At 72.5% G+C, this 23,931-nt stretch carries 25 protein-coding genes; 10 read left to right on the top strand and 15 right to left on the bottom strand.

What is annotated here, in order from left to right; genetic code table 11:
* Positions 1-104: 104 nt before the first annotated feature.
* The gene (locus ACZ5SK_RS25615) at positions 105-2,258 is read right to left on the bottom strand and encodes a LuxR C-terminal-related transcriptional regulator (RefSeq protein ID WP_468576624.1); all 2,154 of its coding nucleotides are present in this window, start codon (positions 2,256-2,258) and stop codon (positions 105-107) included.
* A 78-nt stretch (positions 2,259-2,336) separates the two neighbouring features.
* Between ACZ5SK_RS25615 and absR1 the strand changes: the two genes are divergently transcribed.
* A complete protein-coding gene (absR1, locus tag ACZ5SK_RS25610; protein WP_334575001.1) occupies positions 2,337-3,422 on the top strand; it encodes a beta-glucuronidase AbsR1 in 1,086 nt (361 codons plus the stop codon).
* Positions 3,423-3,531: 109 nt separating this feature from the next.
* On the opposite strand, the gene ACZ5SK_RS25605 is transcribed toward absR1, so the two are convergent.
* The 14 genes from ACZ5SK_RS25605 to ACZ5SK_RS25540 form a co-directional block, all read right to left on the bottom strand.
* The gene (locus ACZ5SK_RS25605) at positions 3,532-4,908 is read right to left on the bottom strand and encodes an NtaA/DmoA family FMN-dependent monooxygenase (protein ID WP_334575002.1); all 1,377 of its coding nucleotides are present in this window, start codon (positions 4,906-4,908) and stop codon (positions 3,532-3,534) included.
* Positions 4,909-4,927: 19 nt separating this feature from the next.
* Entirely contained in the window at positions 4,928-6,151 is a 1,224-nt protein-coding gene (locus tag ACZ5SK_RS25600) for an LLM class flavin-dependent oxidoreductase (RefSeq protein WP_334575003.1), read from the bottom strand.
* 113 nt (positions 6,152-6,264) lie between these two features.
* Positions 6,265-6,396: a putative leader peptide gene (locus ACZ5SK_RS25595; RefSeq protein WP_443041193.1), complete on the bottom strand. Its 132-nt coding sequence runs from the start codon at positions 6,394-6,396 to the stop codon at positions 6,265-6,267.
* Between the two features lie 11 nt (positions 6,397-6,407).
* The gene (locus ACZ5SK_RS25590) at positions 6,408-7,118 is read right to left on the bottom strand and encodes a GNAT family N-acetyltransferase (RefSeq protein WP_334575005.1); all 711 of its coding nucleotides are present in this window, start codon (positions 7,116-7,118) and stop codon (positions 6,408-6,410) included.
* On the bottom strand, positions 7,118-8,143 hold the full coding sequence (locus ACZ5SK_RS25585; RefSeq protein ID WP_334575006.1) for an ABC transporter substrate-binding protein: 1,026 nt from the start codon (positions 8,141-8,143) through the stop codon (positions 7,118-7,120). Before ACZ5SK_RS25585 ends, ACZ5SK_RS25590 begins: the two co-directional genes overlap by 1 nt.
* Positions 8,144-8,238: 95 nt before the next feature.
* Positions 8,239-9,051 carry an amino acid ABC transporter ATP-binding protein gene (locus ACZ5SK_RS25580; protein WP_334575007.1) on the bottom strand — a complete coding sequence of 271 codons (813 nt, stop codon included), beginning with the start codon at positions 9,049-9,051 and terminating at the stop codon, positions 8,239-8,241.
* A complete protein-coding gene (locus tag ACZ5SK_RS25575) occupies positions 9,048-10,028 on the bottom strand; it encodes an amino acid ABC transporter permease (protein WP_334575009.1) in 981 nt (326 codons plus the stop codon). Before ACZ5SK_RS25575 ends, ACZ5SK_RS25580 begins: the two co-directional genes overlap by 4 nt.
* A 491-nt stretch (positions 10,029-10,519) precedes the next feature.
* On the bottom strand, positions 10,520-11,419 hold the full coding sequence (locus tag ACZ5SK_RS25570) for a glutathione S-transferase C-terminal domain-containing protein (protein WP_334575010.1): 900 nt from the start codon (positions 11,417-11,419) through the stop codon (positions 10,520-10,522).
* A 149-nt stretch (positions 11,420-11,568) separates the two neighbouring features.
* Positions 11,569-11,691, bottom strand: coding sequence for a putative leader peptide (locus ACZ5SK_RS25565; protein WP_334575011.1), 123 nt, complete (start codon positions 11,689-11,691; stop codon positions 11,569-11,571).
* Positions 11,692-11,698: 7 nt separating this feature from the next.
* Positions 11,699-11,962 (bottom strand): NAD(P)-binding domain-containing protein, encoded by a 264-nt coding sequence (locus ACZ5SK_RS25560; protein WP_468576623.1) that lies wholly within the window; start codon positions 11,960-11,962, stop codon positions 11,699-11,701.
* Positions 11,963-11,998: 36 nt separating this feature from the next.
* The gene (locus tag ACZ5SK_RS25555; protein ID WP_334575014.1) at positions 11,999-12,499 is read right to left on the bottom strand and encodes a DoxX family protein; all 501 of its coding nucleotides are present in this window, start codon (positions 12,497-12,499) and stop codon (positions 11,999-12,001) included.
* Complete coding sequence (locus ACZ5SK_RS25550) at positions 12,496-12,927, bottom strand: hypothetical protein (RefSeq protein WP_334575015.1); 432 nt, start codon at positions 12,925-12,927, stop codon at positions 12,496-12,498. The genes ACZ5SK_RS25555 and ACZ5SK_RS25550 overlap by 4 nt, the downstream gene beginning before the upstream one ends.
* A 127-nt stretch (positions 12,928-13,054) precedes the next feature.
* Positions 13,055-14,602, bottom strand: coding sequence for a phenylacetic acid degradation bifunctional protein PaaZ (gene paaZ, locus ACZ5SK_RS25545; protein WP_334575016.1), 1,548 nt, complete (start codon positions 14,600-14,602; stop codon positions 13,055-13,057).
* A 139-nt stretch (positions 14,603-14,741) separates the two neighbouring features.
* Positions 14,742-15,638 (bottom strand): VOC family protein, encoded by an 897-nt coding sequence (locus tag ACZ5SK_RS25540; RefSeq protein WP_334575018.1) that lies wholly within the window; start codon positions 15,636-15,638, stop codon positions 14,742-14,744.
* 81 nt (positions 15,639-15,719) lie between these two features.
* Between ACZ5SK_RS25540 and ACZ5SK_RS25535 the strand changes: the two genes are divergently transcribed.
* The 9 genes from ACZ5SK_RS25535 to ACZ5SK_RS25495 all read left to right on the top strand — a co-directional run bounded on the left by ACZ5SK_RS25535 (position 15,720) and on the right by ACZ5SK_RS25495 (position 23,922).
* Positions 15,720-16,310 (top strand): carboxymuconolactone decarboxylase family protein, encoded by a 591-nt coding sequence (locus tag ACZ5SK_RS25535; RefSeq protein WP_334575019.1) that lies wholly within the window; start codon positions 15,720-15,722, stop codon positions 16,308-16,310.
* Positions 16,307-17,155 (top strand): fumarylacetoacetate hydrolase family protein, encoded by an 849-nt coding sequence (locus tag ACZ5SK_RS25530; protein ID WP_334575020.1) that lies wholly within the window; start codon positions 16,307-16,309, stop codon positions 17,153-17,155. The genes ACZ5SK_RS25535 and ACZ5SK_RS25530 overlap by 4 nt, the downstream gene beginning before the upstream one ends.
* A gap of 34 nt (positions 17,156-17,189) precedes the next feature.
* Positions 17,190-17,732 (top strand): MarR family winged helix-turn-helix transcriptional regulator, encoded by a 543-nt coding sequence (locus tag ACZ5SK_RS25525; protein ID WP_334575022.1) that lies wholly within the window; start codon positions 17,190-17,192, stop codon positions 17,730-17,732.
* Between the two features lie 149 nt (positions 17,733-17,881).
* The gene (locus tag ACZ5SK_RS25520) at positions 17,882-18,412 is read left to right on the top strand and encodes a cupin domain-containing protein (RefSeq protein ID WP_334575023.1); all 531 of its coding nucleotides are present in this window, start codon (positions 17,882-17,884) and stop codon (positions 18,410-18,412) included.
* A complete protein-coding gene (locus tag ACZ5SK_RS25515; protein WP_334575024.1) occupies positions 18,409-19,626 on the top strand; it encodes a cytochrome P450 in 1,218 nt (405 codons plus the stop codon). The genes ACZ5SK_RS25520 and ACZ5SK_RS25515 overlap by 4 nt, the downstream gene beginning before the upstream one ends.
* 23 nt (positions 19,627-19,649) lie before the next feature.
* On the top strand, positions 19,650-19,973 hold the full coding sequence (locus tag ACZ5SK_RS25510; protein ID WP_334575026.1) for a 2Fe-2S iron-sulfur cluster-binding protein: 324 nt from the start codon (positions 19,650-19,652) through the stop codon (positions 19,971-19,973).
* Positions 19,970-21,223, top strand: a complete 1,254-nt coding sequence (locus ACZ5SK_RS25505) for an NAD(P)/FAD-dependent oxidoreductase (protein WP_334575027.1) — start codon at positions 19,970-19,972, stop codon at positions 21,221-21,223. The genes ACZ5SK_RS25510 and ACZ5SK_RS25505 overlap by 4 nt, the downstream gene beginning before the upstream one ends.
* The gene (locus ACZ5SK_RS25500; RefSeq protein ID WP_334575028.1) at positions 21,220-22,701 is read left to right on the top strand and encodes a class I adenylate-forming enzyme family protein; all 1,482 of its coding nucleotides are present in this window, start codon (positions 21,220-21,222) and stop codon (positions 22,699-22,701) included. Before ACZ5SK_RS25505 ends, ACZ5SK_RS25500 begins: the two co-directional genes overlap by 4 nt.
* 108 nt (positions 22,702-22,809) lie before the next feature.
* Positions 22,810-23,922, top strand: coding sequence for an alcohol dehydrogenase catalytic domain-containing protein (locus ACZ5SK_RS25495; protein ID WP_334575030.1), 1,113 nt, complete (start codon positions 22,810-22,812; stop codon positions 23,920-23,922).
* The last annotated feature ends 9 nt before the right edge of the window (positions 23,923-23,931 follow it).

The raw sequence follows: 23,931 nt of genomic DNA, 5'->3' as shown, positions 1-23,931 counted from the left end.
CCGCCTGGCTCGCGATCGCATGCACCGGACGCCGCGAGCCTTGCCCTCCGAGCAGCCGGCGCTACTTTGCGGACATGACCCGGGCCCGGCCGGTGCAGGGCGTCTCAGGCGGGCTGTTCCACCAGCCACGGCAGGGCCCCGCGGTCGCCGGCGCCGAGGCGGGTGTAGGCGCCGTAGAGGTGGTTGCCGACGGTACGGACGGACAGGGTGAGCAGTTCGGCGATCTGCCGGTTGCTGAGACCGGCCGCGGCGAGGGTGACGATCTGCCGCTGACGGGCGGTGAGTTCGCCCAGGACCAGGCCCGACAGCGCCGGGGTGCGGGCGCCCTGGCAGCGCCGGGCCAGGGCGACGGCACGCGTACGGGCGGTGCGGGCCGCACTGGGGTCGCGATGGGCCCGCACGGCCTGCGCGTGCGCCTCGGCCGCGAAGAGGAGGAAACCGCGCTCCTCCAGCTCTGCGGCCACCAGGTCCAGGGCGGCACCGTCAGCCCGCGCGAGCGCACGCGCGTGCCGGCCGAGAACACCGTCGGCCGGAAGCAGGCGTACGGCCCACTCGGGCACGCCGAGCCGGACGGCGTCGTACGCGGAATAGGGGTCGTCGGCGGAGTGGGGGCCGTAGGCGGAGTGGGGGCCGTGGCCGGAGTGGGGGCCGTGGCCCGCGTAGCCGTCGTGGCCCGAGTAGGCGTCATGGCCCGAGTAGGCGTCATGGCCCGCGTAGCCGTCATGGCCCGAGTAGGCGTCATGGCCCGCGTAGCCGTCGTAGCCCGAGTAGGCGTCGTGGCCCGAGTAGGGGTCGTGGGGGGTTCGGGGGGCGTGCGGCGCGGGCGGGTTCTGGGGTGCGTCGGTGTCGTGTCCTGGGGACCGGCCAGGGACGGTGGGGTCGATGCGGGCCGCGGCGCCCTGGCCCGCGCAGGTCGCGATGGTTTCGAGGGCCTTGAGGGCCGTGTCGAGGTCGCCGCGGGCGGCGGGTGGCCAGGCGGCTGTGCCGGGGTGTTCGGCGAGGGGGTCGACGAGTGCGCCCGTCTCCCCCGACTGGGCGGCGGACAGGGCCAGTTCGGTGCGGCAGGCCTGGTCGTGAGGGGCCTCGGCCAGGCCCTCCCTCGCCCAGGCCGCCGCCTCGCGCAGTTCTCCCCGCAGCCGTGAGAACCGCGCGCGGACGGCGGCGTACCACGGCGGTACCGGTTCCCCCTCCGCGACGAGCCACTCCCCCACGGGCGTGGGCGTCGTGCGGACGTCGGCCCGCTCGATGCGGCGGGTCAGCCCGGCCGCCTCGGCGGCGAGGGCGGGTGCGACGGGCCGCCGGCGGCCGGTGAGCCGCCGTGCGCGCAGCCGGCCGGCCGAGGCGCGCAGGAGCGGGCCGTGCAGGGGGTGGGCCAGGCGGACGGTCGTGTCGTCGGCGGCGACGTCGAGGAGGCCGTCCGTCTCCAGGCGTTCGAGAATCCGCAGGTCAAGGGTGTCCGCCGGCAGCGGCAGGGGTTCGGCGAAGGCGAGGCGGTCGAGGGCCTCGCGTTCGTCGGGGCAGGTGCGGGCGAGGACGGCGGCGGCGCGTTCCCGCAGGGCCGGGGTCACCGGGAGCCGGCCGCGCCACGTCCATGCGTCGCTGTCCGCGCCCCGCGTGAGCACGCCCTGCTCGCGCAGCGCGTCCAGCAGGTCGCGCAGGAGGCGCAGGTCGCCCCGGCACAGCCGCAGTAGACGGTTGACGGTGAGGGGCTCCAGCGGTCCGCCCGCGCCGGCCGTGAGGAGCTGGACGGTCTCCTCGTGGGGCAGGGCTTGAAGGGCCAGACGGGGCAGCAGTTCGCCGGTCCACAGGCGGGAGACGGCGGCGGGCGCGGGGGCGCCGTCCGTGACGAGGACGAGCAGACGGGTGCGGCCCTGGACGGCCAGCTGGTGGACCAGGGCGGCGGAGGCGTCGTCCAGCAGATGCGCGTCGTCCACCAGCAACAGGCGTACTCCGGACAGGAGTTGGACGGCACGGTGCAGGGTGACGCCCTCGGGGAGAAGAGAGGCGAAGGCGGCGAAGGGCAGGGCACGCAGCTCGGGGGCGCCGGCCGCTCGGGCGCAGTCGGCGCCGCGGACGGCCTCCATGGCGAGGCGGGTGCGGCCGCAGCCCGCCGGTCCCGTGATCACGATGCCCGACCGGGCCCCCGCCAAAGCGCGGCGGACGAGCTCCAGTTCCTCGTCCCGGCCGGCGAACGGCCACGGCCTTCGCAGGGGCTCGGCGTGCGGTTCGAACGTCGTCACATCTACTGGAGTCGGCATACTCACGCCTGATACAGGGCGACTTGAGTAGCCCTCGACTCAGGCCCCGGACGGGTCCCGCACGGCACTGTGGAGCCCATGACCGCCCGCTACTGCTCGCTCGCCCGGGAGTCGGCCCCCGCCTTCGCGCCGGGGCTGGCCGCCGAGCGGCTCGGCGCGCTGATGAGCGGGCGGCGGATGTGGGTCAACGGCACCGTGCTGCACTACTGCTTCTTCGACGGCGAGGGCGACGGGTCGGTCATCGCCGTGCCGGGCCCCGGGGGGACCCGGTGGGTGTCGTGGGTGGGCGGCGAGGACCAGCGGGAGGTCGTGCGCGACTGCTTCCGCGAGTGGCGGGAGCTGGGCATCGGGGTGTCGTTCGCCGAGGTCGCCGACCGCTCGGAGGCGGAGCTGCGCATCGGCTTCCAGCCGGGTGACGGCTCCTGGTCGGCGGTGGGCCGGGACGCGCTGACGGCCGGTCGGGGCGAGCGCACCATGAACTTCGGCTGGGACCTGACCGCCCCTGGGGAACGCGCGACGGCCCTGCACGAGATCGGGCACGCGCTCGGCATGCAGCACGAGCACCAGAGCCCGTTCGCCGGCCTCCACTGGGACGACGAGGCGGTGTACGCCGATCTGGCGGGCCCGCCCAACCACTGGAGCCGGGAACGGACCTGGTTCAACATCCTGCGCAAGCTGGACCCGACCGAGGTGAACGGGTCGGTGTGGGATCCGCAGTCCGTGATGGAGTATCCCTTCGCGGCGGGGCTGATCCTCGAGCCGGAGCAGTTCCGCGGCGGTGTGCATCCGCCCGGCGCGCTGTCGCCGCTGGACAAGGAGTTCGCGCTCGGCTGGTATCCGCCGCTCGACGCGCCGCGCCCGCCCGCGCTGGCGCCGTTCCGTTCGGTGGCGCTGACGCTGGGGCCGGGCGAGCAGGCCGACTTCACCGTCGAGCCGCGTGAGACCCGCGAGTACACCTTCGGCGCTTTCGGGGAGAGCGACTCGGTGGTCGTGGTCTTCGAGGAGCGGGACGGCGAGCCCCGCTTCCTGGCGGGACACGACGACGGAGGCACCCCGCGCAATGCCACGATCAGGGCCCGGCTCGTCCGGGGCCGCCGCTACTTCGTCCGCGTCCGCCTGTACTCCGGCTGGGGTTCGGGCGAGACGGCCGTCATGTGCTGGTGAGCCGCACGGCCACGTAGAGACCGCAGTCCGGCGCCGGGGGAAGCGCCAGGGCCGTCGCCTTCGGGGGAGGGTGACGGCCCTGGCCACACCGGACGGGGTCGCGGTGCTCCTATGAGGCCGCCCGCCGGGCCGCTCCCGCCGTGTCGGGGTGGGCGAGGCCGAGGTGGTCCCGGAGCGTGGTGCCCTCGTACTCGGTGCGGAAGACGCCCTGTTCCTGGAGGAGGGGGACGACCTTGTCGGCGAACGCGTCGAGGCCGCTCGGGGTGATGTGCGGGACGAGGATGAAGCCGTCGGCGGCGTCGGCCTGGACGTAGTCGTTGATGGTCCGGGCGACGGTCGCCGGGGAGCCGACGAAGTTCTGGCGGTTGCCGGTCTCGATGACCAGATCACGGATCGACCAGTTGTTCGCTTCCGCGAGTTCCCGCCACTCGCGGGCGGTGGCGAGCGGGTCGCGGTACATACGGACCTGGGCGCGCCCTCGGGCGATGTGGCTCTCGCCGAGGTCGGGATCGATGTCGGGCAGGGGGCCCTCCGGGTCGTAGCCGGACAGGTCCCTGTTCCAGACGAACTCCAGGTGCTTGAGGGCGGTCGCGCCGCTGACCTGCTGGCGGCGCACCTGCTTGGCGAGTTCCTCGGCCTCGGCGTCGGTGTCCGCGAGGACGAAGCTCGCGGCGGGCAGGATCAGCAACTGGTCGGCACGGCGGCCGTACTTGGCGAGGCGGGACTTGACGTCGGTGTAGAAGGCCTGGCCGGCGTCGAGGGTGGCGTACCGGCTGAAGATGGCGTCGGCGCTGGAGGCGGCGAACTCGCGGCCCTCGTCGGAGTCCCCGGCCTGGAAGATCACCGGGCGGCCCTGGGGGCTGCGCGGCACGTTGAACCGGCCGTGGATGTCGAACTGCCGGCCCTCGTGGACGAAGGCCCCGGCCTTGGCGTCGCTCAGGAACGTTCCCGTGCTCCGGTCGGCGACGATCTCGTCGCCCTGCCAGGAGTCGAAGAGCTCGTGGGCGGTGGCGAGGAACTCCTCGGCCCGGGCGTAGCGCTCCTCCTGCGGGAGGAAGCCGCCGCGGCGGAAGTTCTCGCCGGTGAAGGCGTCCCAGGAGGTCACGACGTTCCATGCGGAGCGGCCGTCGGAGAGGTGGTCGAGGCTGGCGAACTGGCGGGCCACCTCGTAGGGCTCGTTGAAGGTGGAGTTGATGGTGCCGGTCAGGCCGAGGCGGTCGGTGACGGCGGCGAGGGCGGCGAGGATCGTGAAGGTGTCGGGGCGGCCGACCACGTCCAAGTCGTATATCTGACCGCCCTGTTCGCGCAGGCGCAGGCCCTCGGCGAGGAAGAGGAAGTCGAACTTGGCGCGTTCGGCGGTTCGCGCGAAGTGGGCGAAGGAGCTGAACTCGATGTGGCTGCCGGCCCGTGGGTCGCTCCACACGGTGGTGTTGTTGACGCCCGGGAAGTGCGCGGCCAGGTGGATCTGCTTCTGCGGCTTGCTCATGGTGGGTTCTCCCTCCCGCTCAGGCGGTGGCGCTGGCGGTCGCGGCGGCGTAGCGGTTGGCGGGGCGGGTCAGGCCGAGCAGCCCGCGCAGGGTGTCGGCCTCGTAGGTGCGGCGGAAGGCGTCGCGGCGCTGGAGTTCGGGGACGAGGCCCCGGGTGATGGCGGGGAGGTCATGTCCTGCGACGGCGGGACGCAGCCGGAACCCGCTCAGGCCGGTCGCTTGCAACTCCTGGAGCAGGTCGGCGAGTTGAGCGGGCGTGCCGGCGAATATGCGGGCGTCGCCGGTGTACTCCTCGCCGGCGAGGGCGTCGAGGCGGTCGCGGCGGGCGGCGGCCTCGGCCGGGTCGTCGTCGAGGAAGACGACCAGGTCCCCGAAGATGTGCAGCGGCTCGGCGGCCCGCCCCGCCGCTTCCTGTTCGGCGCGGATCTCCGCGACGATCGCCCGGGCGTGGGCGGTGTCCTGCGGGGTGACGTAGCCGACGTCGGCGGCGCGGGCCACCAGGCGGTAGGGGATCGTGTCGTGGGCGAGGGCGGTGACCAGGGGCTGGCCCTGCGGCGGACGCGGCGTGACGGAGGGGCCCTTGACGCTGAAATGGCGGCCCTCGAAGTCGATGTAGTGGAGCTTGTCGCGGTCGATGAAGCGGCCCGTGGCCACGTCCCGGATCTCCGCGTCGTCCTCCCAGCTGTCCCAGAGGCGGCGGACGACCTCGACGTAGTCGGCGGCCTCGTCGAACAGGTCGGTCACCAACTCCTGGGTGTCGGGGGCGTCGTAGGCCTCGATGCGGGGGATCGTGCGGCGGCCGAAGTGGGCGGCGTCGGTGGGGCGGGCGGTGATCTGGACGCGCAGGCCCGCGCGGCCGGTGCTGACGTAGTCGAGGGTGGCGATCGCCTTGGACAGGTGGAAGGGCTCCGTGTGGGTGGCCACCACGGTCGGGACCAGGCCGATGTGATGGGTGAGCGGGGCGATGCGCGAGGCGATGAGGACCGCGTCGAGGCGGCCGCGGACCTGGTCGGTGCGGTCGTCCGGGTCCAGGAAGTGCGAGGACTGCGGGCCGAGGCCGTCCTCCATGGTCACGAAGTCGAGCAGGCCGCGCTCGGCCTCGGCGACCAGGTCGGCCCAGTATCCGGCGGTGAACAGCTCACGGGGGCGGGCGACGGGCTCACGCCAGGAGGCGGGGTGCCAGCCGGTGCCGTCCAGCGCGACGGCGAGGTGCAGAGGGGAGGAGGAGGGGGTCGAGGACACGAGGGTGCCTTCCTGGAGGTCCGTACGAGAGCGCCGGCCCACGCCGGAAGAGGGACGCAGCGGTGGGGAGCGCAGCGAGCCGAGGGTCCCCCGGCCGACGGCCGGGGGAGGTTTCAGGAGCTACAGAGCGCGCCGGCCACGCGCTGGAGGTCGATGTGGGGCCGGGAGTGGAGGTGCACGGCGTGGCGTATGTGGATCACGGCCCGCCCCCTCCTTCGCCGGGCGCCGGACGGCGCCTCACCCATCTCGTCAACAGTCACAACGCCCCGACCTCACCGGATGTTCCCGGTGTGCGCACCGCCGCGATGGTCGAACGGCGGCGCAGGGTGAAGCCGAGGGCCTCGTAGAGGCGGATCGCCGGGGTGTTGCCGGCGGCGGCGTGCAGGAACGGGGTGTCGCCGCGGCCGCGGATGCCGTCGGCGACCGCGCGGATGAGCCGGGTGCCGAGGCCCCGTCCACGGTGGGCGGGGTCGGTGCAGACCGCGCTGATCTCGGTCCAGCCGGGCAGCCGGAGCCTTTCGCCGGCCATGGCGACGAGGCGACCTTCGTGCCGGATGCCGAGGTAGGCGCCGAGGGCGACGGTCCGTTTCAGGAACGGGCCGGGCCGGGTGCGGGCGATCAGGTCCAGGATCTCCGGCACGTCGACGGGTCCGAGCGGTACCGCCTCGGGGGCGGGTTCGGTCCACAGCGCGGGGGTCGGGACGAGTTGGACGCCCTCTCCCCCGCCGACGACGTCCCAGCCGTCGGGAACCCGGCCGACGGGCTTGATCCGTACGGTGGTTCCGGGTCCGGCGAGGGTGTGCAGGTCGGCCCAGGCGGCCGGGTCCGCTGGGTCTGCGAGTGCGGCGAAGGCGTAGACGTCGGCCGGATAGCGGGCGGCCAGGCCAACGCGTTCGGCGAGGTGGGCGTGGGGTCCGGTGAGGGCCGCCCAGACGGCGTTGTCGAGGGGGTGCGGGTGACTCGTCATCAGGAGTCGGTCAGGGGCAGGCCGGGCGGGTTGACCGCGGACTTGGCGACGGCCTCGGTGGAGAGGTTCCAGGTGGCGAGCCACTTGGCGTACTGACCGTTGTCGATCAGGTAGTTGATGGCGTCGGCGAGAGGCTTGGCGAGGCCGCTGTCCTTCTTGGCGGTCGCCGCGATCAGGCCCTGCAGGCTCGCGCCCGCACCGGAGTAGGTGCCCGCGTTGGCCGTGGGGTTGGGCGTGTTGGCGGTCTGGGTCACGTGGTAGGCGACGGCCGGGTTGGGGCTGAGGTAGGAGTCGATCTTGCCACTGCTCAGGGCGAGGTAGGTGCTGTTGTTGTCCTGGAAGTACTTGACGGTGAGCTTCTTGCCCTCGCTCGCCAGCTTCTTCTTCCACTCCAGCAGGATGCGCTCCTGGTTGGTGCCCGCGCCGACCGCCACGGTCTTGCCGGCGAGGTTCTCGTAGTTGCCGTCGAACTTCCAGTTGCTGGACTTCAGCGTCTCGAAGCCGAGGTTGTCCTGCCGGTAGGAGGCGAACTCGTACTTCTTCTTGCGCTCCTCGGTGTCGGTGACGTTCGAGAAGGCGACGTCGACCTTTCCGCTGTCGATGCCGACGAAGAGGTTCTCCCAGGTGAACCTCTTCGTCTCCGGCTTCAGGCCGAGAACCGCGGCGACCAGTCGGGCGAGGTCGGGCTCGGCGCCGGTGAAGGTCTTCTGGTCGCTGCCCACGAACCCGAGCGGCGCGGAACCGGACGGCAGGCTGCCGCTGCCGATGACCAGCTTGCCGCTCTTGCGGATCGCCTCGGGGAGTTCGGCGCTGATCGACTTCACTTCCGCCACCTTCAGGGTGGTCTCCTTGGCGGCGCCGTTGGAGGCCTGGCCGATGGTCACGGTGCCGGAGGCGGCGCTGTCGGTCGTGGTGGCGGCGTCGCTCTCACCACCGCAGGCGGCGAGCCCGGTGGCGAGGGTGGCGACGGCGGTCGCCGCGGTGATGCCGCGCATCAGGCTGCGTCGGGTGAAGTGGGCAGGCATGGTCGTTCCTTTGTCCGGTGATGCGATGAGAGGAAAAGGGGAGAAAGAAAAGGGGAGAAAGAAAAGGGAGCGCGAGAGGGCCGGTTGGGACCGGGTCAGAGCACCTTGCTGAGGAAGTCGCGGGTCCGTTCGTGGCGCGGGTTGTCCAGGACCTCGCCGGGCGGGCCCTGTTCGACGATCTTTCCGCCGTCGATGAAGACGACCCGGTCGGCGACCTCGCGGGCGAAGCCGATCTCGTGGGTGACGATGACGAGGGTCGTGCCGCTGTTCGCCAGGTTCTTGATGACGGCAAGGACCTCGCCGACGAGTTCGGGGTCGAGGGCTGAGGTGGGCTCGTCGAAGAGGATGACGCCCGGGCGCAGGGCGAGGGCCCGGGCGATGGCGACACGCTGCTGCTGGCCGCCGGAGAGCTGCCGTGGGTAGGCGCCGGCCTTGTCGGCCAGGCCGACCCGGTCGAGGAGTTCGGCGGCCAGCCCCCGGCCCTCGGGCCTGGACAGCTTCCCGGTGGCCACCGGGGCGGCGGCGACGTTGTCGAGCACGGTCAGGTGCGGGAAGAGGTTGAAGTTCTGGAAGACGAAGCCGATGCGGCTGCGCTGGGCCAGGATGGCCCGTTCGCTCAGCTCGCGCAGCCGGTCGCCGTGCCGGCGGACGCCGATCGGCTCGCCGTTGACGCTGACGTAGCCGATCTCCGGCTTCTCCAGGTGGTTGATGACCCGCAGCAGGGTGGACTTGCCCGAGCCGGACGGGCCGAGGATCACGGTGACCTCGCCGGGCCGCACGGTCAGGTCGACGCCGTCCAGCACCCGGTGGGCGCCGTACCACTTGTGCACGTCGTGCACCTCGACGGCGGCGGGCGCGGCCTCGGCGACGGTGAGTGTCTCGGCGGCGGTGAATGTCTCGGCGGTCATACGGCGGCCTCCCTGCGCGCACGCTCACGAAGGTCTCGCAGGCCGGTGCGCAGCTTCTGCAGCGGGGTCGGCGGCAGGGAGCGCGTGGCGCCCCGGGCGTAGTGCCGCTCGACGTAGAACTGGACGACGGACACGACGCTCGTCAGGATCAGGTACCAGACGGTGACGACGAGCAGCAGCGGCACGATGTCGCCGGGGTAGGTGGAGCCCATGCTCTGCGCGGAGCCGAACAGGTCGAGCAGTGACACGTAGAAGACCAGCGAGGTGCTCTTGATCAGGCCGATCAGCTGGTTGACGTAGTTCGGGGTGATGGACCGCAGGGCCTGCGGGAAGACGATCCTGCGGAACTGGTAGCCCTTGGGCAGTCCGAGCGCAGCGGCGGCCTCGTGCTGGCCCTGGTCGACGGAGAGGATGCCGCCGCGGACCACTTCGGCCGCGTAGGCGGCCTCGTTGAGGCTGAGGCCGACGATCGCGACCACCATGTCGGTGGCGAGCCGGGACTCGTCGAAGGTGAAGAAGGCGGGCCCGAAGGGGACTCCCACGCTCAACGTCTTGTACAGGGCGCTGAAGTTGTAGAGGAACAGGAGGACCACGATCAGCGGGACGGACCGCAGCGCCCAGACGTACGTCCAGCTCGCGGCGCGCAGCACCGGGCTCTTCGAGAGCCTGGCGAGGGCGAGGAGGATGCCGCCGAGGAGGCCCGCCACGGCGCTCCAGGCGGTCACTTCGAGGGTGATGAGCAGTCCGTCGAGGATCGTCGGCCTCAGGAACCAGTAGCCGAAGCGGTCCCACTGGTAGAAGGGGTTGGAGACCAGTCCGTGGACGAACTGGGCGATCAGGACCAGGGTGACGGCGGTGGCGATCCAGCGGCCCGGCCTGCGCAGTGGTTGCACGCGCTGGGCGCTGAGCTTCGTTTCGGGCGGGGTGTCGGCGGCAGGTGCCTCGGCGAGGGTCACGGCGCCTGGGGGTTCACTCATGGGGAGCTCCGGCGGGAGTGGGACACCCCGGGGGCACGGCGGTCGTGGACGGCCGAGGCGCGTCGCAGGCAGGGCTGTGGGGAGGCGCTCTGCGTCGGGACGCGGGCAGGCACGGCGCACGGATGCGTACGGCGGAACCGGGGTGGGGCGGACAACGGCACACCGCTCGGGCGGTGTTCGTCAGGAACGCGGCAGCGGGGCGAAGGCTGGTGGGAGGGAGGTCAGCCCTGACAGCCCCGACAGCGGGCACGGCCCGGTGCGGTACACAGTGCGCTGTTCACGCGGAGGAGGTCGACGGCGCGGTTGGCGACGAGGATGTCGAGATACGGCCGTACGCAGCCACGGGGGCGGCGGGGCGCCGTCCGAGGAGCTGCGTACATGTCCGTCACCGTCACTGTTCCGGCCCGTGGGGCCCTCGCGCTTGTCGAAGGGTCATTACTTAAGACAGTTGCCCGAGCGGATGTCAACGCCCGTCCAATGGGTGGACCGGCTCACGGGCGGTTGACCTGCGGTCGGGACTCGGCGCCGTTGGCCGCGTGGGTCTCCCAGTCCAGGATCTGGACGGCCGCGCCGGCGGCCTCCAGGCCCTGACAACGGGCGTGGTGACGGCGGGTGATGGCGTCCAGGTCGAGGTGGGCGCCGAAGGCCGGGTGGGCGGCGAGCCCGCGGGCGTACGCCCACAGGGCCGGATGTCCGGCGATGCGCTGCACGGCGGCCGCGTCGAGGTGATTGCGGTGCACGGTGTCGAGTTGGACCAGCGTGACCCACAACTCGACGTCGGCCGCAGTGATCTGATCACTGATCAGATACCGGTGGCTGCCGAGGCCCTGCTCCAGCACGCCTAGCGTGGTGAGCAGCGTGTCGAGGGCGGCGGTGTGCTCCGTCTCGTGTGCGTCGGCCGTTCCGGCGCGCTGCGCGGCCGCCTCGATGCCCTGCGCGCACATCCGCTCGACGGCCTCGATCTGCGACTCGGCGCCGCAGGGGTACAGCGTGGGACGGCCGGCGCCGAAACGCCGGGCGAGGTCGCGGGCGATGTCGGGGCCGTGGCTGCTGACGATGCGCCCGGACCAGTCGTCGCTGAGCACGGGCGCGAGGGCGGGTCCGGTGTACCGGTGCGCGCTGGCGTCGTACAGCGGGCGCAGCGCGCTGTGACCGCCGTCGGGACAGTCCGGTTCGGCCGGCAGGAAGGTGACCGGGCAGGCCTCGTCCAGGCCGAGGAGGCTGTGGGTGACGGCGATGCGCAGACAGTCGGGGTCGGCCGCTGCCAGGTGCAGGCGGTAGCGGCGGGGCACGGCGTAGTGGCCGCTGCGCGCGTCCCGGCCGATCCGGCCCCGGAAGGCGGGGGCGGGCCGGGCGGACGGGTGGGCGGCGGCCAGTGGTGTGACGGACATGACTCTCCCCGGGGGCGGGCGCGCTGAGGACGTGCGCGCGGTGGTTGCGACGTCGGGCGGGAGGGCGTGGCACTCGTCCCCGCGCGCCGGACGAAGCGGTGCGGGTTTGGCGCCGCCGGGGCGGTTCGGCGCGGGGACGGGCCGGGCTCTCAACCCACCAGGGGGATCGCGCTGCAGACCCGCTGCAGGTCGATGTGACGGCGGGAGGTGAGAAGGGGCGACGACCACGCGGTGCAGCTCGCTCGGCTGGTGACCGGCTCTACGCGCCCCATTGTTTCCCTACCTGTTCACTAGGATTCCCGAATCGAGTGTCGATCCGCCTGGAGCAGCCGTCAAGGGGGCGTCCACCTGGTGAGTACCGGGTCGCAAGGTGAGTACCGGACGTACCGGGCCTGCCGATGAGCGCGCCGGGGGCCTTCGAGACGGCCGGCGGTTTGCCCACAGGGTGATCTCGAAGCCCGCCTCGGCGATCCGGCGGGCCATGGGCGCGCCCTGACCGCCCAGTCCGATGAAGCCGACGCGCAGGGGACTCCCTTTCCTCAACTCGCCCTCCGGGGCCTCAACCTGGTCCCCGCGGCCTCACGTTGTCCGCTGCGGGCGCCAGAACACGGCCAGGAGGCCGGCCGTCGCGGCGACGCCCACTCCGAGCACCACCCCGGCGCCCGCCCATCCGGTCACGGCGATGTCCGCGGCCTCGTCGATCGCGTACTCCCCCGGCCCCCACGCCCCCAGCGCCACCGCGAGGACGCCCAGGACGAGGACGTACTCGTAGCCCTCCTTGAACACGAAGAACCCGTTGCGCCGGTGCGCGAGCAGCCCGGCCACCAGCATCACGGACAGCACGGCCGCGCAGGCCAACGGTGTGAGGAAGCCGGCCAACAGCAGGGCTCCGGCGCCGAGTTCGGTCAGCACGCTCAGCCAGGCCTGCAGTCGCGGGCGGGTGAGGCCGAGGCCGCCGAACCAGCCCGCCGTGCCGGTGATGCCCCCTCCGCCGCGCCAGTGGTTCCAGCCGTGGGCCACCATCACCACGCCGAGAACGACCCGTACGAGCAGCAGAGCGGTGTTCGAAGCCTCACTCATCCCCACGTCCCCTTCTCCGTCGGCAGCGCCTGCACACCCAGCGCGCACTCCTCGACGAAGGCGAGGACATTCAGGTGGTAGGCCGCAGCGGTACGGCCGACGCTCGTGTTGTGCCCGGCGCCCGCCTGTTCGTGGCCTACCACCCGGGGGGCTCCGGTGAACATGGAGGCGAGGTCGGCCAGGCCCTCGGGTCCGTTCGCCCACACCTGCTCGTACTCGGCGAGGGTGAGGTGCACGGGCGCCTGGACCTTGGCCGCGAGCTGCGTGAACTCCTCCTGCCGGCCCTCGCGGTGGCCCTCGTGGAAGCCGCGCAGCACCACCTCGCTCATCATGCGGAAGACGGCGGGCACGCGCAGGACGGCGGCGAAGAGAACGGCCGCCAAGAGCACGGCCGCGAAGTCGGCCACGACGAGAACGCCACGCAGCAAGGCCTGACCGCACACGGTTCGTCGTCAAGGTCCCCGTAGGTCTCCCCTGGCCTCCCGTGGTCTCCCATGGCCTCCCCCTACGGGGACCCTCTGCTGCGGGGGCCCTCCGCGGAGGCGGCTCGGCACCCTACGCCCCCAGCGAGCCCAGTACCCGTCGTGACCCCTGGACCGCGGTCCGCTGCATCAGGTCCAGCACACCCCGGATCCCTGCCATCTCCGATCCGCCGCCGGCCCGTCCGGGCCCTCCGTGCCGCAGTGCGGGCAGGGGGGATCCGTGTCCCGTGGTCTGGCCCATCGTCGCGGAGTCCAGCAGGTGCAGCCGTCCGTGCCAGGCGGCGGCCTCCGCCACAAAGCCGACCGTCCAGGCCACGTCGTCGCTCACTGCCGACGCGGCGAGGCTGCCGCGCCCGCGCGCGAGCAGATCCGCCGCATGTCCGGTGTCCCGGTAGGCCAGCACGGTCGCAGCCGGGCCGAAGGGTTCGACCTCGTGGGGCGCGGCGGCGTCCGGGTCGGCGCGGACGAGGAGGGTGTCGAGAAAGGCGCCCCGCTCGGGGTCGGCGTCGACGACACGCACCTTCTGCGGGTCGCCGTGCACGAAGCCGCCGGACTCGGCGATCCTGCGCACGGCCCGGCGTACGTCGTCGCGCTGCGCGAGGCTGACGACCGGGCCCATGGTCACGCCCTCCGCGGCGGGGTTGCCGACGGTCACCCCGGCCAGCCCGGCGGAGATCGCGTCGAGGGCCGCGGACTCGTGGGTGGCGGGGACGAGGACGCGGCGGATCGCGGTGCACTTCTGGCCCGCCTTGACGGTCATCTCGGTCACCACCTCGCGCACGAACGCGTCGAAGAGCGGTGAGCCGGGGGCGACGTCCGGGGCGAGCACGATCGCGTTGACCGAGTCCGCCTCCGCGTTGAAGCGCACCGAGCGGGCCACGACGTTGGGATGCGTGCGCAGGGTCTCGGCGGTGGCGGCCGAACCGGTGAAGGAGAGGACGTCCTGCTCGCCGAGCAGATCCAGCGCCGGCCGCACCGAGCCGACGACGAGCTGGAGCGCCCCCGGCGGCAGCACACCGGCGTCCGTCACGATCCGAACCAGGCGCTCGGTGAGGTACGAGGTCGGCGTGGCCGCTTTCACCACGCTCGGCATGCCCGCCAGCACGGCCTGGGCCAGCTTCTCCAGGGGCGCCCATACGGGGAAGTTGAAGGCGTTCACCTGGAGCATCATCCCCGGGGACGGCGTGACCAGATGGACGCCCAGGAAGTCCTCGCCGCGGGCGAGGCGTTCGGCGGGGCCCTCCACGAGGTGCGGCGCGTCCGGGAGTTCGGCCCGCGCGCGGGCGGCGTAGTCGCGCAGGACGCGGATGCCTCCGTCGACGTCGTACCGAGCGTCGTTCAGGGTGGCTCCGGCGCGGGCGGAGAGGGCGTACAGCTCCTCGCGGCGGGCGCGGACGGCCGCGGCGACGGCGTCCAGGAGGTCGGCGCGCCGGTGGAAGGTCAGGGCCCGCAGCGCCGGGCCGCCGACGCGGCGCGCGTGGTCGAACGCGCCGGCGAGGTCGAGGCCCTCGGAGGAGACCCGGCAGACCAGCTCTCCGGTGACGGCGTCGTGTACGTCGGCCGCCATGCCGCCGTCGGCCGTGGGGGTGACCCAGGTGTCCTGCAGATGACTCTGGAGCATGGGGATGCGGCCCGCTTTCTTCGAGGAGGCTTTCGAGGAGGCTTCGGGGGCCTCGGGAAGGGACGGCTCGGGAAGGGACGGCTCGGGAAGGGACGGCTCGGGAAGGGACGGCTCGGGAAGGGACGGCTCGGGCGGCGGGTCAGTCGACCGGGTGGTGGCCCCAGATGTCGGCGGTGTAGACCCGGCTGACCCAGGTGCTCTCGTCGACCTGCACTCCGCCCGCGCCGATCTCGATGCCGAAACCGGCCGGCGAGGTCATGTAGAACGAGAACATCCCGTCGTTGGCGTGCTTGCCGAGCGTGGCCATGAGTTTCACGTCGTGCTCGCGCGTACGGTCGAGGGCGCGCCCGACCTCCTCCGGGCTGGTCACCTCGCACAGGATGTGGTGGGTGCCCTCGTTCCTGTACGACCGGATGAAGGCGATGCTGTGGTGCCGCGGGTTGCAGCCGAGGAAGTGGAAGGTGCCCCAGGGGTAGTCGGCGGTGTCGGTGAGCCGGAAGCCGAGGACGTCACAGTAGAAGTCCACCGCCTCCTGCACGTGCGGGGTCTTCATCACCACGTGCCCGAGCCCCTGATCCCCGGTCACGAAGTCGACGCCCAGCGGTGAGACGAACTGGCTGGGCGCCAGCCGCCGGCCGCAGAACAGCTCGGTGCGGATGCCGAGCGGGCCGGTGAAGTGCACCATCCGGGCCACCTGGCGGTCCCGGCACTCCTCGTCCGTGCCGACGGACACGTCGACGCCGGCCTCCTTGAGGCGGACCGTCATCTCGTCGATCGCCGCCGGGTCGCGCACCTCCCAGCCGATGACCGTCACGCCCCCCGTCGGCGCCTTCGTCAGCCACATCCGGAACGGGTGCTGGTCCATCCGCAGCCGGTAGCGCACCGGCCCCTCCGGACCCTCCGCCTCACCCGCCTCACGCGGCTCACCCGGCTCACCCGGCTCGACGGCGAGGCCCATCACGTTGCGGGCGTACTGCGCCCATGCTGTCGGGTCGGGCGCACCGATGCCCACATACCCAAGGCTCTGGATCGTCATGACAAGGACGATATTTGTTAGACCCTTGACGGTCAAGACTCATACGAATACGTTGACGCCATCGAGCCGAGGAGGTCTCCGATGTCGGGAGAAGTGCCCGAGAAGGCCCGTGTGCGACCCCGCGACGAGGGCGAGCTGCACGAGAAGACCCTGGCGTCGCTGGCGCCGTACCGCGATCAGGACGGCCGGATCTACACGATCTGGGCGACCCTCGCGCACCACGAGGACGCGCTGCGCCGCTTCATCGTCTTCGGCAACCACGTACTGGGGAAGAACACCCTGCCGCTGCCGTCCCGGGAGCTGATGATCCTCAGGATCGCCGCCCGTGCGCAGGCCGCGTACGAGTGGGACCAGCACGTGCGCATCGCCCGCCGTGCCGGGCTCGCCGACGACACGATCCTGGCCGCCGCGACCGGCGAGTGGGACGCCCTGGACGAGGTGGACCGGGTGCTGCTCGCCGCCACCGACTCCCTCGTGGACCGCCAGGGCGTGGACGACGAGCTGTGGGGCCGGCTGACCGGGCGCCTGAGCGTCGAGCAGGTCATCGACGTCCTCTACACCGTCGGCCAGTACCTCACCATCGCCACCGTCATCAACACCCTCGGCGTCCAGGTGGAGGGCGAGCTCGCCCTGCCCCTGCCTGTTCTCCAGCAGAAGGAAGAAGCCGCATGAAGCTCGCCAACCTCGCCGGGCGCCCCGTCGTCGTCCGTGACGACCGTGCCCTCGACATCGCGGACGCCAGCAAGGGAGCGATCGAGCCGCGCCTGGAGGTGCTCTGCGACCTCGCCCTCCACGACGAGCTGCGCGCGCTCGCCGAGCGCGCCGACGACGCCGACTTCAAGCCCTTCGACCGGCACGACCTGGGCCGTGTGGCCAAGCCGTACAAGGCCGTCGGAGTCGCACTGAACTACCGCGCGCACGCCGAGGAGTCCAACCTTGCGGTGCCGGACGAGCCGTCGGTGTTCGCCAAGTTCGCCTCGTCGGTCGTCGGCCCCTACGACGCGATCGTGGTGGAGGCGCAGTACGACAAGGTCGACTTCGAGGCGGAGCTCGTGGTCGTCCTGGGCAGGGCGGGCAAGAACATCTCCGAGGCCGACGCCTGGTCCCATGTGGCCGGGGTCACCGCGGGTCAGGACATCAGCGACCGCAAGGAACAGTGGCGCAAGCCGATCAACCAGTTCACACTGCCGAAGTCGTACGACACCTTCAGTCCGATCGGCCCGTACCTGGTGACGCTCGACGAGTTCGCGGACCCCGACGACATCGAGGTGGCCGGCTGGGTCGACGACCTGGAGGTCCAGCGGGGCCGTACCTCCGACCTGATCTTCAGCGTGCCCGAGCTGATCGCCTGGCTGTCGAAGCGGGTGACGTTCGAGCCCGGCGACCTGATCTTCACCGGCACCCCGGCCGGCTGCGGGGTCCGGCGCACGCCGCGGCTGTACCTCACCGAGGGCAAGGTCCTGCGGACCGAGGTCACCGGCGTGGGCACTATGGTCAATCCGGTCGTCGGCGGCTGACACCGGCGAGTCCTCAAGAGAAGGGCGGGAGACCGTGACGGACACCGTGCGCGAACCGGAGACCCCGGGGACGAGCCGGACCCGGGAGTTCTCGGAGCTGCTGCGTCACCGGCATCGCGAGCTGGGCACGACCGACCCCCGGGACCTCGACGCGATCGAGATGGTCACCGACCTCACCCGCCTCGAGGCCCGGCTGACCAAGGACTTCGAGAAGCACGTCCACCGGCCGCTGGGTCTGACCTGGGCGGGCTTCCGGATCCTGAACGCCCTGTGGGTCTACGGCCCGCTCGGCCAGCAGGACATCGGCCGGGTCTCCGGATCCACCCGGGCCAGCATCTCCAGCGCGCTCGCGACCCTGGAGAGCCGCGGCCTCGTCACCCGCGAGCGGGTCGAGAGCGACCGCCGTCAGCTCTTCGTCGAGCTCACCCCGGAGGGCCGCGAGACACTGCGGCAGGCCATCGAGGCCCAGACGAAGCGCGAGCGGGCCTGGACCGGCGTGCTGCGTGACGACCAGCTCGGTGAACTGGTGCATCTGCTGCGTACGCTGGTGAACCAGGAGACCCCGCCCGCGGAGTGAACCGGGCCCGGGAAACCGGCCCCCACATACAGGACCTGTGCTCGGAGCTGCCGTAGCACAGCCGCCGCCGAAAACAGTTAGAACTCTTACCGTCAAGCATCTGACAGTTGGTTGGTTTCTCAGCAATTGGTTTCTCAAGGGAGAGAATCATGGTCCGTCGTGTCGTCACCGGTGTCGATCCCAGTGGCAAGCCCGTGATCGTCAGCGACGGCGAGCCGCCCGTCACCCGCCAGTACACCCACACCCCCGGCTTCGCCCGCTCCCTGGTGTGGAACACGACGGCTCCCGCCGCCCCGTCGGCCGACCCGACGGAGTCCCTGAAGTCCTACGTGCCCGCTCCCGGCGAGACGGTCGCCCTGACCGTCACCTTCGCGCCGGCCAGTGTCTACGCCGAGCCGGGCTTCGACCCCGCGGCCGCCGGCGCCGAGCAGCTGGAGGCCACCCCGGGTCTGGCCGAGCTGTTCGAGCTCGACAACCCGGGCATGCACACCACGCCGACCGTGGACTACGGCGTCGTCCTGTCCGGCGAGCTGGTCCTCGACCTCGACGGCGGCGAGACGGCCGTACTGAAGCCCGGCGACCTGATCGTGCAGAACGGCACACGGCACGCCTGGCGCAACCTCGGCACGGAGCCCGCGACGGCGTTCTTCGTCCTGATCGGCGCAGGCGGCACCTCATGAGCCCGCTGACGACGGCGGCGCCCGGCGCCCCGGTCGTCGACCTCGACCTCGCCGAGCTGCGCCGCGACCCCTATCCCGCCTACGCCGAGCTGCGCCGCTCCGCCCCACTCGCCTGGGTCCCGTCGGTGGGCCGGCATCTGCTCACCCGGTACGAGGACATCGTCCACGCGGAGAAGCTCCCCGAGGTGTTCAGCTCGCGCGAGGAGGGCTCGCTGCTGCTGCGCACGGTCGGCCCGAACATGCTCCGCGAGGACGACCCGAACCACCGGCGGCTGCGCTCCGCCGCCGAGCCGCCGACCCGCCCGCGCCAGGTCCGCGACCTGTGGGCAGGCGCCTTCGAGCGCACCGCGCACGAGTTGCTCGACGGGATCGCCGGCCGGGGCGAGGCCGACCTGATCGCCGACTTCGCCGAGCCGCTGGTCGCCGCCAACCTGGCCCTGGTGCTCGGGCTGAGCGACGTGAGCGACGCGAGCGCCGAGACCGCCCGGAACATCGCCGACTGGTCGCGGGCCATGATGGCCGGCAACAGCAACTACGCCGACGACCCCGACATCTGGCTGCGCGCGGAACAGGCCACCCGGGCCATCGAGGACGCGGTGGCCCGGGCCGCCGAGGCCGCCCGGCACGAGCCCGACGGCTCGGTGATCTCCTCCATGGTCCACGCGGCCGAGCCGGTGGAGCTCGCCGAGATCCAGAACAACGTCAAGGTCGTCATCGGCGGAGGCGTCAACGAGCCGCGTGACGTCTTCGGCGTGGGCGCCTGGGCTCTGCTGAACCGCCCCGAGACGCTGGACCGGGTTTTGGCGGATCCGGCGAGCTGGAAGCGGGTCTTCGAGGAGAGCGCCCGCTGGGTCTCGCCGATCGGCATGTACCCGCGCCAGCTCACCCAGGACTACGAGATCGCCGGGCTGACCCTGCCCGCCGGCAGCCGGGTGGCCCTCGTCATCGCCTCGGGCAACCGGGACGAGTCGGTGTTCGAGCGGGCCGACGAGTTCGACCCCGACCGGCCGCACCGTCCGCACCTCGCCTTCGGCGGCGGACCGCACTTCTGCATGGGCGCGTGGGTCGCGCGCCACGAGGTCAGCGCGATCGCCTGGCCCCTGATCTTCAGCCGCCTGGGCGGGCTCCGCCTCGCCGAAGGCACGCAGAGCCGCATGGACGGCTGGGTGTTCCGCGGGCCGACCTCGCTGAACGTCACCTGGCAAGCAGCCTGAGCCGTCCCCATCGGGAGGACTTCATGCCCACCGTCATCTTCCAGTTGCCCGACGGGACCGAACGCAAGGTCACCGCCGCGTCGGGGACCGTGCTCATGCAGGCGGCCGTCTCGAACGGCGTCCAGGGCATCGTCGCCGAGTGCGGCGGGAACGCCTCCTGCGCCACCTGCCACGTCTACGTCGACGCCGCCCGGTCCGAGCTGGTGGGAGGGCCGAACGACGTCGAGGACGAGATGCTGGACTTCACCGCCGCCGAACGCCGGCCCACCAGCCGGCTCAGCTGCCAGGTCGAGCTCTCCGACGCCCTCGACGGACTGGTGGTCCACGTGCCCGAGGAGCAGGTATGAGCACAGGTACGACAGACGCCGCGGGCGTGGTCGTCGTCGGCGGCGGGCAGGCCGGGTTCAGCGTCGCCTCGACGCTGCGGGCCCGCGGCTACGCCGGTCCGGTCACCGTGTTCGCCGCCGAGCCCCATCTGCCGTACCAGCGGCCGCCGTTGTCGAAGAAAGCCCACACCGAGCCGGACGAGCTGCGGGTCACGCTGGTCCCGGGGTCCTTCTACGGCGAGCGGGACATCGAGCTGCGGCTCGGGGACGACGTGGTCGCCCTGGACACCGCCGCCCGCACGGTCCGCACCCGCACCGGTCTGAGCGTGCCCTACGCCCATCTGGTGCTGGCGACCGGCGCCCGCAACCGGCCCCTGCCGGTGGCCGGCGCCGACCTGGCCGGGGTGCACGCCCTGCGCTCGCTGGACGACGCGCTGGCCGTGGGCCGGGCGCTGGCGACGGCCCGGGACGTGGTCGTCGTGGGCGGCGGCTTCATCGGGCTGGAACTCGCCCAGGTGGCCCGGGCCCGCGGCGCGCGGGTGACCGTCGTCGAACTCGCCGACCGGCTGCTGAGCCGGGCGCTCTCCGCGCAGCTCCAGGAGCATCTGCGGCGGCGGCACGAGGAGTCCGGGGTCCGCGTGCTCACCGGGACGGCCGTGCAGCGGATCGAGGGCACGGACCGGGTCCGGCAGGTCGTGACGTCGACCGGGAGCCTCCCCGCCGACCTCGTCGTGTACGGCATCGGCGCGGTTCCCCGGGACGAGCTGGCGCGGGACGCCGGTCTGGCCGTGGACGACGGCGTCCTCGTCGACGAGCAGCTCCGCTCGGTCACCGACCCGCGGGTCTCGGCCGTCGGCGACTGCGCCCGCCACCCCCACCCCCGCGCGGTGGGACCGGTCCGGCTGGAGTCCGTGCAGAACGCCGTCGACCAGGGCGCGACGGTCGGCCGGCGCCTCGCCGGCCAGCCCGCCCGGTACGAGAGCCTGCCGTGGTTCTGGAGCGACCAGGGCGCCCTCAAGCTGCAGATCGCCGGGCTGCGCGCGCCCTCCGACGACGTCCGGCTGGTGCCGGGCGACACTCCGGGACGACTGGCCGCGTACGCCTTCCGCGACGGCCGGCTGGTGGCCGTGGAGACGCTGGACTGGCCCGCCGAGCACCTGGCGGCCCGCCGGCTGCTGGAGCGGCCGACGCCGGTCCTGGCGGACGAGCTGACGGGCACGACGCTGGGCGGGCTCGCCCGCGCGAGACGGGCCACGGAGGTGCGGACATGACCTCGGCCTCCTGGTTCGGCGCGCACCTCGTGACCAGTGCGGCCGAGGCGGGCTCCCGGCCCGCCCTCGTCTTCGAGGACCGCTCCTGGACCTACACCGAGCTGGACCGGGCGGTCCGGCGCACGGCCGCCCGGCTCGACACGTACGGGGTGCGCCGGGGCGACCGGGTGGTGATGCAGGGCGCGGCCCGGCCCGAGGCGCTGATCACGCTGTTCGCGGTGACGCGCGTGGGCGCCGTCCTCGTCCCGCTGCACCCGCAGGTGACGGCCGGTGAGCTCGCACTCGTGTGCGCGGAGACCGCCCCGACGGCGCTGGTCGCCGACGCGGGGTTCCCGGCGGGCACGGGCCTGCGGCTGACGTGGGAGGACCTGCATCCCAACCTGCATCCCAACCTGCATCCCGGGGACGAGGGTCCCGAGGCGCCGGTCTGCGATCCCCCGGCCGGCTCGGACGTCGCGGTGATCGCGTTCACGTCCGGGACCTCCGGCCGCCCCAAGGGCGTCGCGCTGACCCACGACAACCTGTACCGGAGCATGGCGGGCGGCCTGGCGCTGCTGCCCTTCGGTGAGCAGGACACGGCGCTGGTCTCCACGCCGCTGGCGCATGTCGCCGTCCTGGGCGGGCTTCCGCAGTGCACGTGGGCGCGGCGCGGGACGGTCGTGCTGGCGCCGCGCTTCGACCCGGACCTGTTCGCCGACCTGGTCCGCGACCACCGGGTCACCTGCGCGTTCGCCGTCCCCGCGATGTCCGCCCTGCTGGCCCGCCACCCCCGCTTCGCCGGCGGCGATCTGGACACCCTGCGGTGGATCCTGTCCGGCGGCTCACCGGCCCAGACCGCCACCCGCGAGCAGTTCCGGGCCCGCGGGATCGGCGTGGTCAACTCCTACGGTCTGACGGAGACCGGCGCGGGCGTCACCTACTCGGCGCCCGACGAGCCGGCGACCTCCACGGGTGTTGCCGTCCCGGAGACGGAGGTGACGGTCGTGGACGCGACCGGTTCCCCCGCGCCGGTCGACACGCCCGGCGAGATCTGGGTGCGCGGGCCGTCGGTGGCGTCCGTGTACTGGACCGCCGCGGGGCCGGTGCCGGTGACCGACGCGGCGGGCTGGTTCCACAGCGGTGACCGGGGACGGTTCGACGCGGAGGGCCGCCTCACGGTCGTCGGCCGGCTCAAGGAGACCATCATCACCGGCGGCGAGAACGTCGACCCCGCCGAGGTCGAGAACGCGCTCGCCGACTTCCCCGGCGTCGTCGAGGTCGCGGTGTCGGGGGCGTCCGACCCGGTCTGGGGCGAGGTCGTGACCGCCTTCCTCGTCACCGACGCCGGCGCCCCGACCCTGGACGACGTCCGCGGTCACCTCGACGGCCGGCTCGCCCGGCACAAGTGGCCCCGACGGCTGTGCGTCGTACCCGCGCTGCCGCGCGGGGCCACCGGAAAACTGCAGCGCGCCCGACTGACGACGCTGCTGGACGACTGACTCCCCGTCAGCACAACCGCACAGCCCTCTCATCGCTCCACAACTCCCGCAGACCGCACCGCCGTCGGTGCCGTCTCTCCCGCCCCTACCCTCACCCGAGGAGACGCCATGAGTGCGACCATGCGAGCCGCGCGGATGCACCACGTCGGCGAGCCGATGAAGATCGAGGAACTGCCCGTTCCCGAGCCCGGCCCCGGTGACGTCCGCGTGGCCGTCCACGCCGTCAACATCGTGCCCAACCTGGCCAACATCCTGAACATGTGGACGACCTGGTTCCCGCACAGCCCCCTGCCGACCCTCCCGGCAATCTTCGGCCTGGACCCGGCAGGCGTGGTCGACGCCGTCGGCGAGGGCGTCCAGGCGTTCAGGCCGGGCGACCGTGTGTACGTCAACCCGGGCCGCTCCTGCGGCTCCTGTCGCTCGTGCCGCGGCGGCGACTCGATCAACTGCGCCGACTACGCCTTCGCCGGCTACTTCGGTTTCTCCCCGAGCGCCGTCGGCCTGCTCGACCGCTACCAGGGCGGACTCGCCGAGTACATGGTGGCCCCGGCGTACAGCCTGGTGAAGCTGCCGGACTCGCTCTCCTTCGAGGCCGCCGCCCGCTTCGGCTACATCGGCACCATGTACTCGGCGCTGCGCAAGGCCGAGGCCGGTCCGGGCAAGCGGATCCTCGTCAACGGCATCAGCGGCACCCTGGGGATCGCCGCCGCGCTCCTCGCGCCCGCCATGGGTCTCACCCACGTGTACGGCACGGGCCGGGACAAGGCCCTGCTCGACAAGGTCGCGAAGCTGGCGGGCGGCCGGCTGCGGCTGCACTCCCTGGACGACGGGCCGCTCGACGACTGGATCCGCGAGGAGACCGACGGCTACGGCGTCGACATCTACATCGACGCCCTCGGTCCGGGCGCCCCGCACGAGACCTTCCGGGCCGGCATGCGGGCGATGGGGCGCGGCGGCATCGCGGTCAACATCGGGGCCGTCGCCGGTGATCTGCCGATCGACGTCCACCGGATGATGGACCAGCAGCTGCGGCTGATCGGCTCGGCGTGGTTCACCTCCGCCGAGGGCCAGACCATGGCCGACATGGCGGAGGCCGGCCTGCTGGACCTGAGCCCGCTGGAGCACCACGTGTACCCCCTGGAGCAGGTCAACGAGGCCATCGGCGGGATCGCCGTGCGCAACGGCGGCTTCAGCAACTTCATCATCAGCCCGACGGCCTGACGCCGGCGC

This window comes from Streptomyces sp. NPDC031474 (genome assembly GCF_055581185.1).
Note: the sequence above shows the minus strand (reverse complement) of the source record. Positions and strands in the feature narration are given on the sequence as shown.

Bases quoted from the DNA above. Each gene is read 5' to 3' on its own strand.
- ACZ5SK_RS25585 (WP_334575006.1), bottom strand. From the start codon at position 8,143: ATGCCTGCCCACTTCACCCGACGCAGCCTGATGCGCGGCATCACCGCG.
- ACZ5SK_RS25555 (WP_334575014.1), bottom strand. From the start codon at position 12,499: ATGAGTGAGGCTTCGAACACCGCTCTGCTGCTCGTACGGGTCGTTCTC.
- ACZ5SK_RS25595 (WP_443041193.1), bottom strand. From the start codon at position 6,396: ATGGGTGAGGCGCCGTCCGGCGCCCGGCGAAGGAGGGGGCGGGCCGTG.
- ACZ5SK_RS25505 (WP_334575027.1), top strand. From the start codon at position 19,970: ATGAGCACAGGTACGACAGACGCCGCGGGCGTGGTCGTCGTCGGCGGC.
- ACZ5SK_RS25565 (WP_334575011.1), bottom strand. From the start codon at position 11,691: ATGGGGCGCGTAGAGCCGGTCACCAGCCGAGCGAGCTGCACCGCGTGG.
- ACZ5SK_RS25570 (WP_334575010.1), bottom strand. From the start codon at position 11,419: ATGTCCGTCACACCACTGGCCGCCGCCCACCCGTCCGCCCGGCCCGCC.
- paaZ (WP_334575016.1), bottom strand. From the start codon at position 14,602: ATGCTCCAGAGTCATCTGCAGGACACCTGGGTCACCCCCACGGCCGAC.
- ACZ5SK_RS25575 (WP_334575009.1), bottom strand. From the start codon at position 10,028: ATGAGTGAACCCCCAGGCGCCGTGACCCTCGCCGAGGCACCTGCCGCC.
- ACZ5SK_RS25580 (WP_334575007.1), bottom strand. From the start codon at position 9,051: ATGACCGCCGAGACATTCACCGCCGCCGAGACACTCACCGTCGCCGAG.
- ACZ5SK_RS25500 (WP_334575028.1), top strand. From the start codon at position 21,220: ATGACCTCGGCCTCCTGGTTCGGCGCGCACCTCGTGACCAGTGCGGCC.
- ACZ5SK_RS25605 (WP_334575002.1), bottom strand. From the start codon at position 4,908: ATGAGCAAGCCGCAGAAGCAGATCCACCTGGCCGCGCACTTCCCGGGC.
- ACZ5SK_RS25615 (WP_468576624.1), bottom strand. From the start codon at position 2,258: ATGCCGACTCCAGTAGATGTGACGACGTTCGAACCGCACGCCGAGCCC.
- ACZ5SK_RS25540 (WP_334575018.1), bottom strand. From the start codon at position 15,638: ATGACGATCCAGAGCCTTGGGTATGTGGGCATCGGTGCGCCCGACCCG.
- ACZ5SK_RS25590 (WP_334575005.1), bottom strand. From the start codon at position 7,118: ATGACGAGTCACCCGCACCCCCTCGACAACGCCGTCTGGGCGGCCCTC.
- ACZ5SK_RS25530 (WP_334575020.1), top strand. From the start codon at position 16,307: ATGAAGCTCGCCAACCTCGCCGGGCGCCCCGTCGTCGTCCGTGACGAC.
- absR1 (WP_334575001.1), top strand. From the start codon at position 2,337: ATGACCGCCCGCTACTGCTCGCTCGCCCGGGAGTCGGCCCCCGCCTTC.
- ACZ5SK_RS25495 (WP_334575030.1), top strand. From the start codon at position 22,810: ATGAGTGCGACCATGCGAGCCGCGCGGATGCACCACGTCGGCGAGCCG.
- ACZ5SK_RS25510 (WP_334575026.1), top strand. From the start codon at position 19,650: ATGCCCACCGTCATCTTCCAGTTGCCCGACGGGACCGAACGCAAGGTC.
- ACZ5SK_RS25515 (WP_334575024.1), top strand. From the start codon at position 18,409: ATGAGCCCGCTGACGACGGCGGCGCCCGGCGCCCCGGTCGTCGACCTC.
- ACZ5SK_RS25535 (WP_334575019.1), top strand. From the start codon at position 15,720: ATGTCGGGAGAAGTGCCCGAGAAGGCCCGTGTGCGACCCCGCGACGAG.
- ACZ5SK_RS25520 (WP_334575023.1), top strand. From the start codon at position 17,882: ATGGTCCGTCGTGTCGTCACCGGTGTCGATCCCAGTGGCAAGCCCGTG.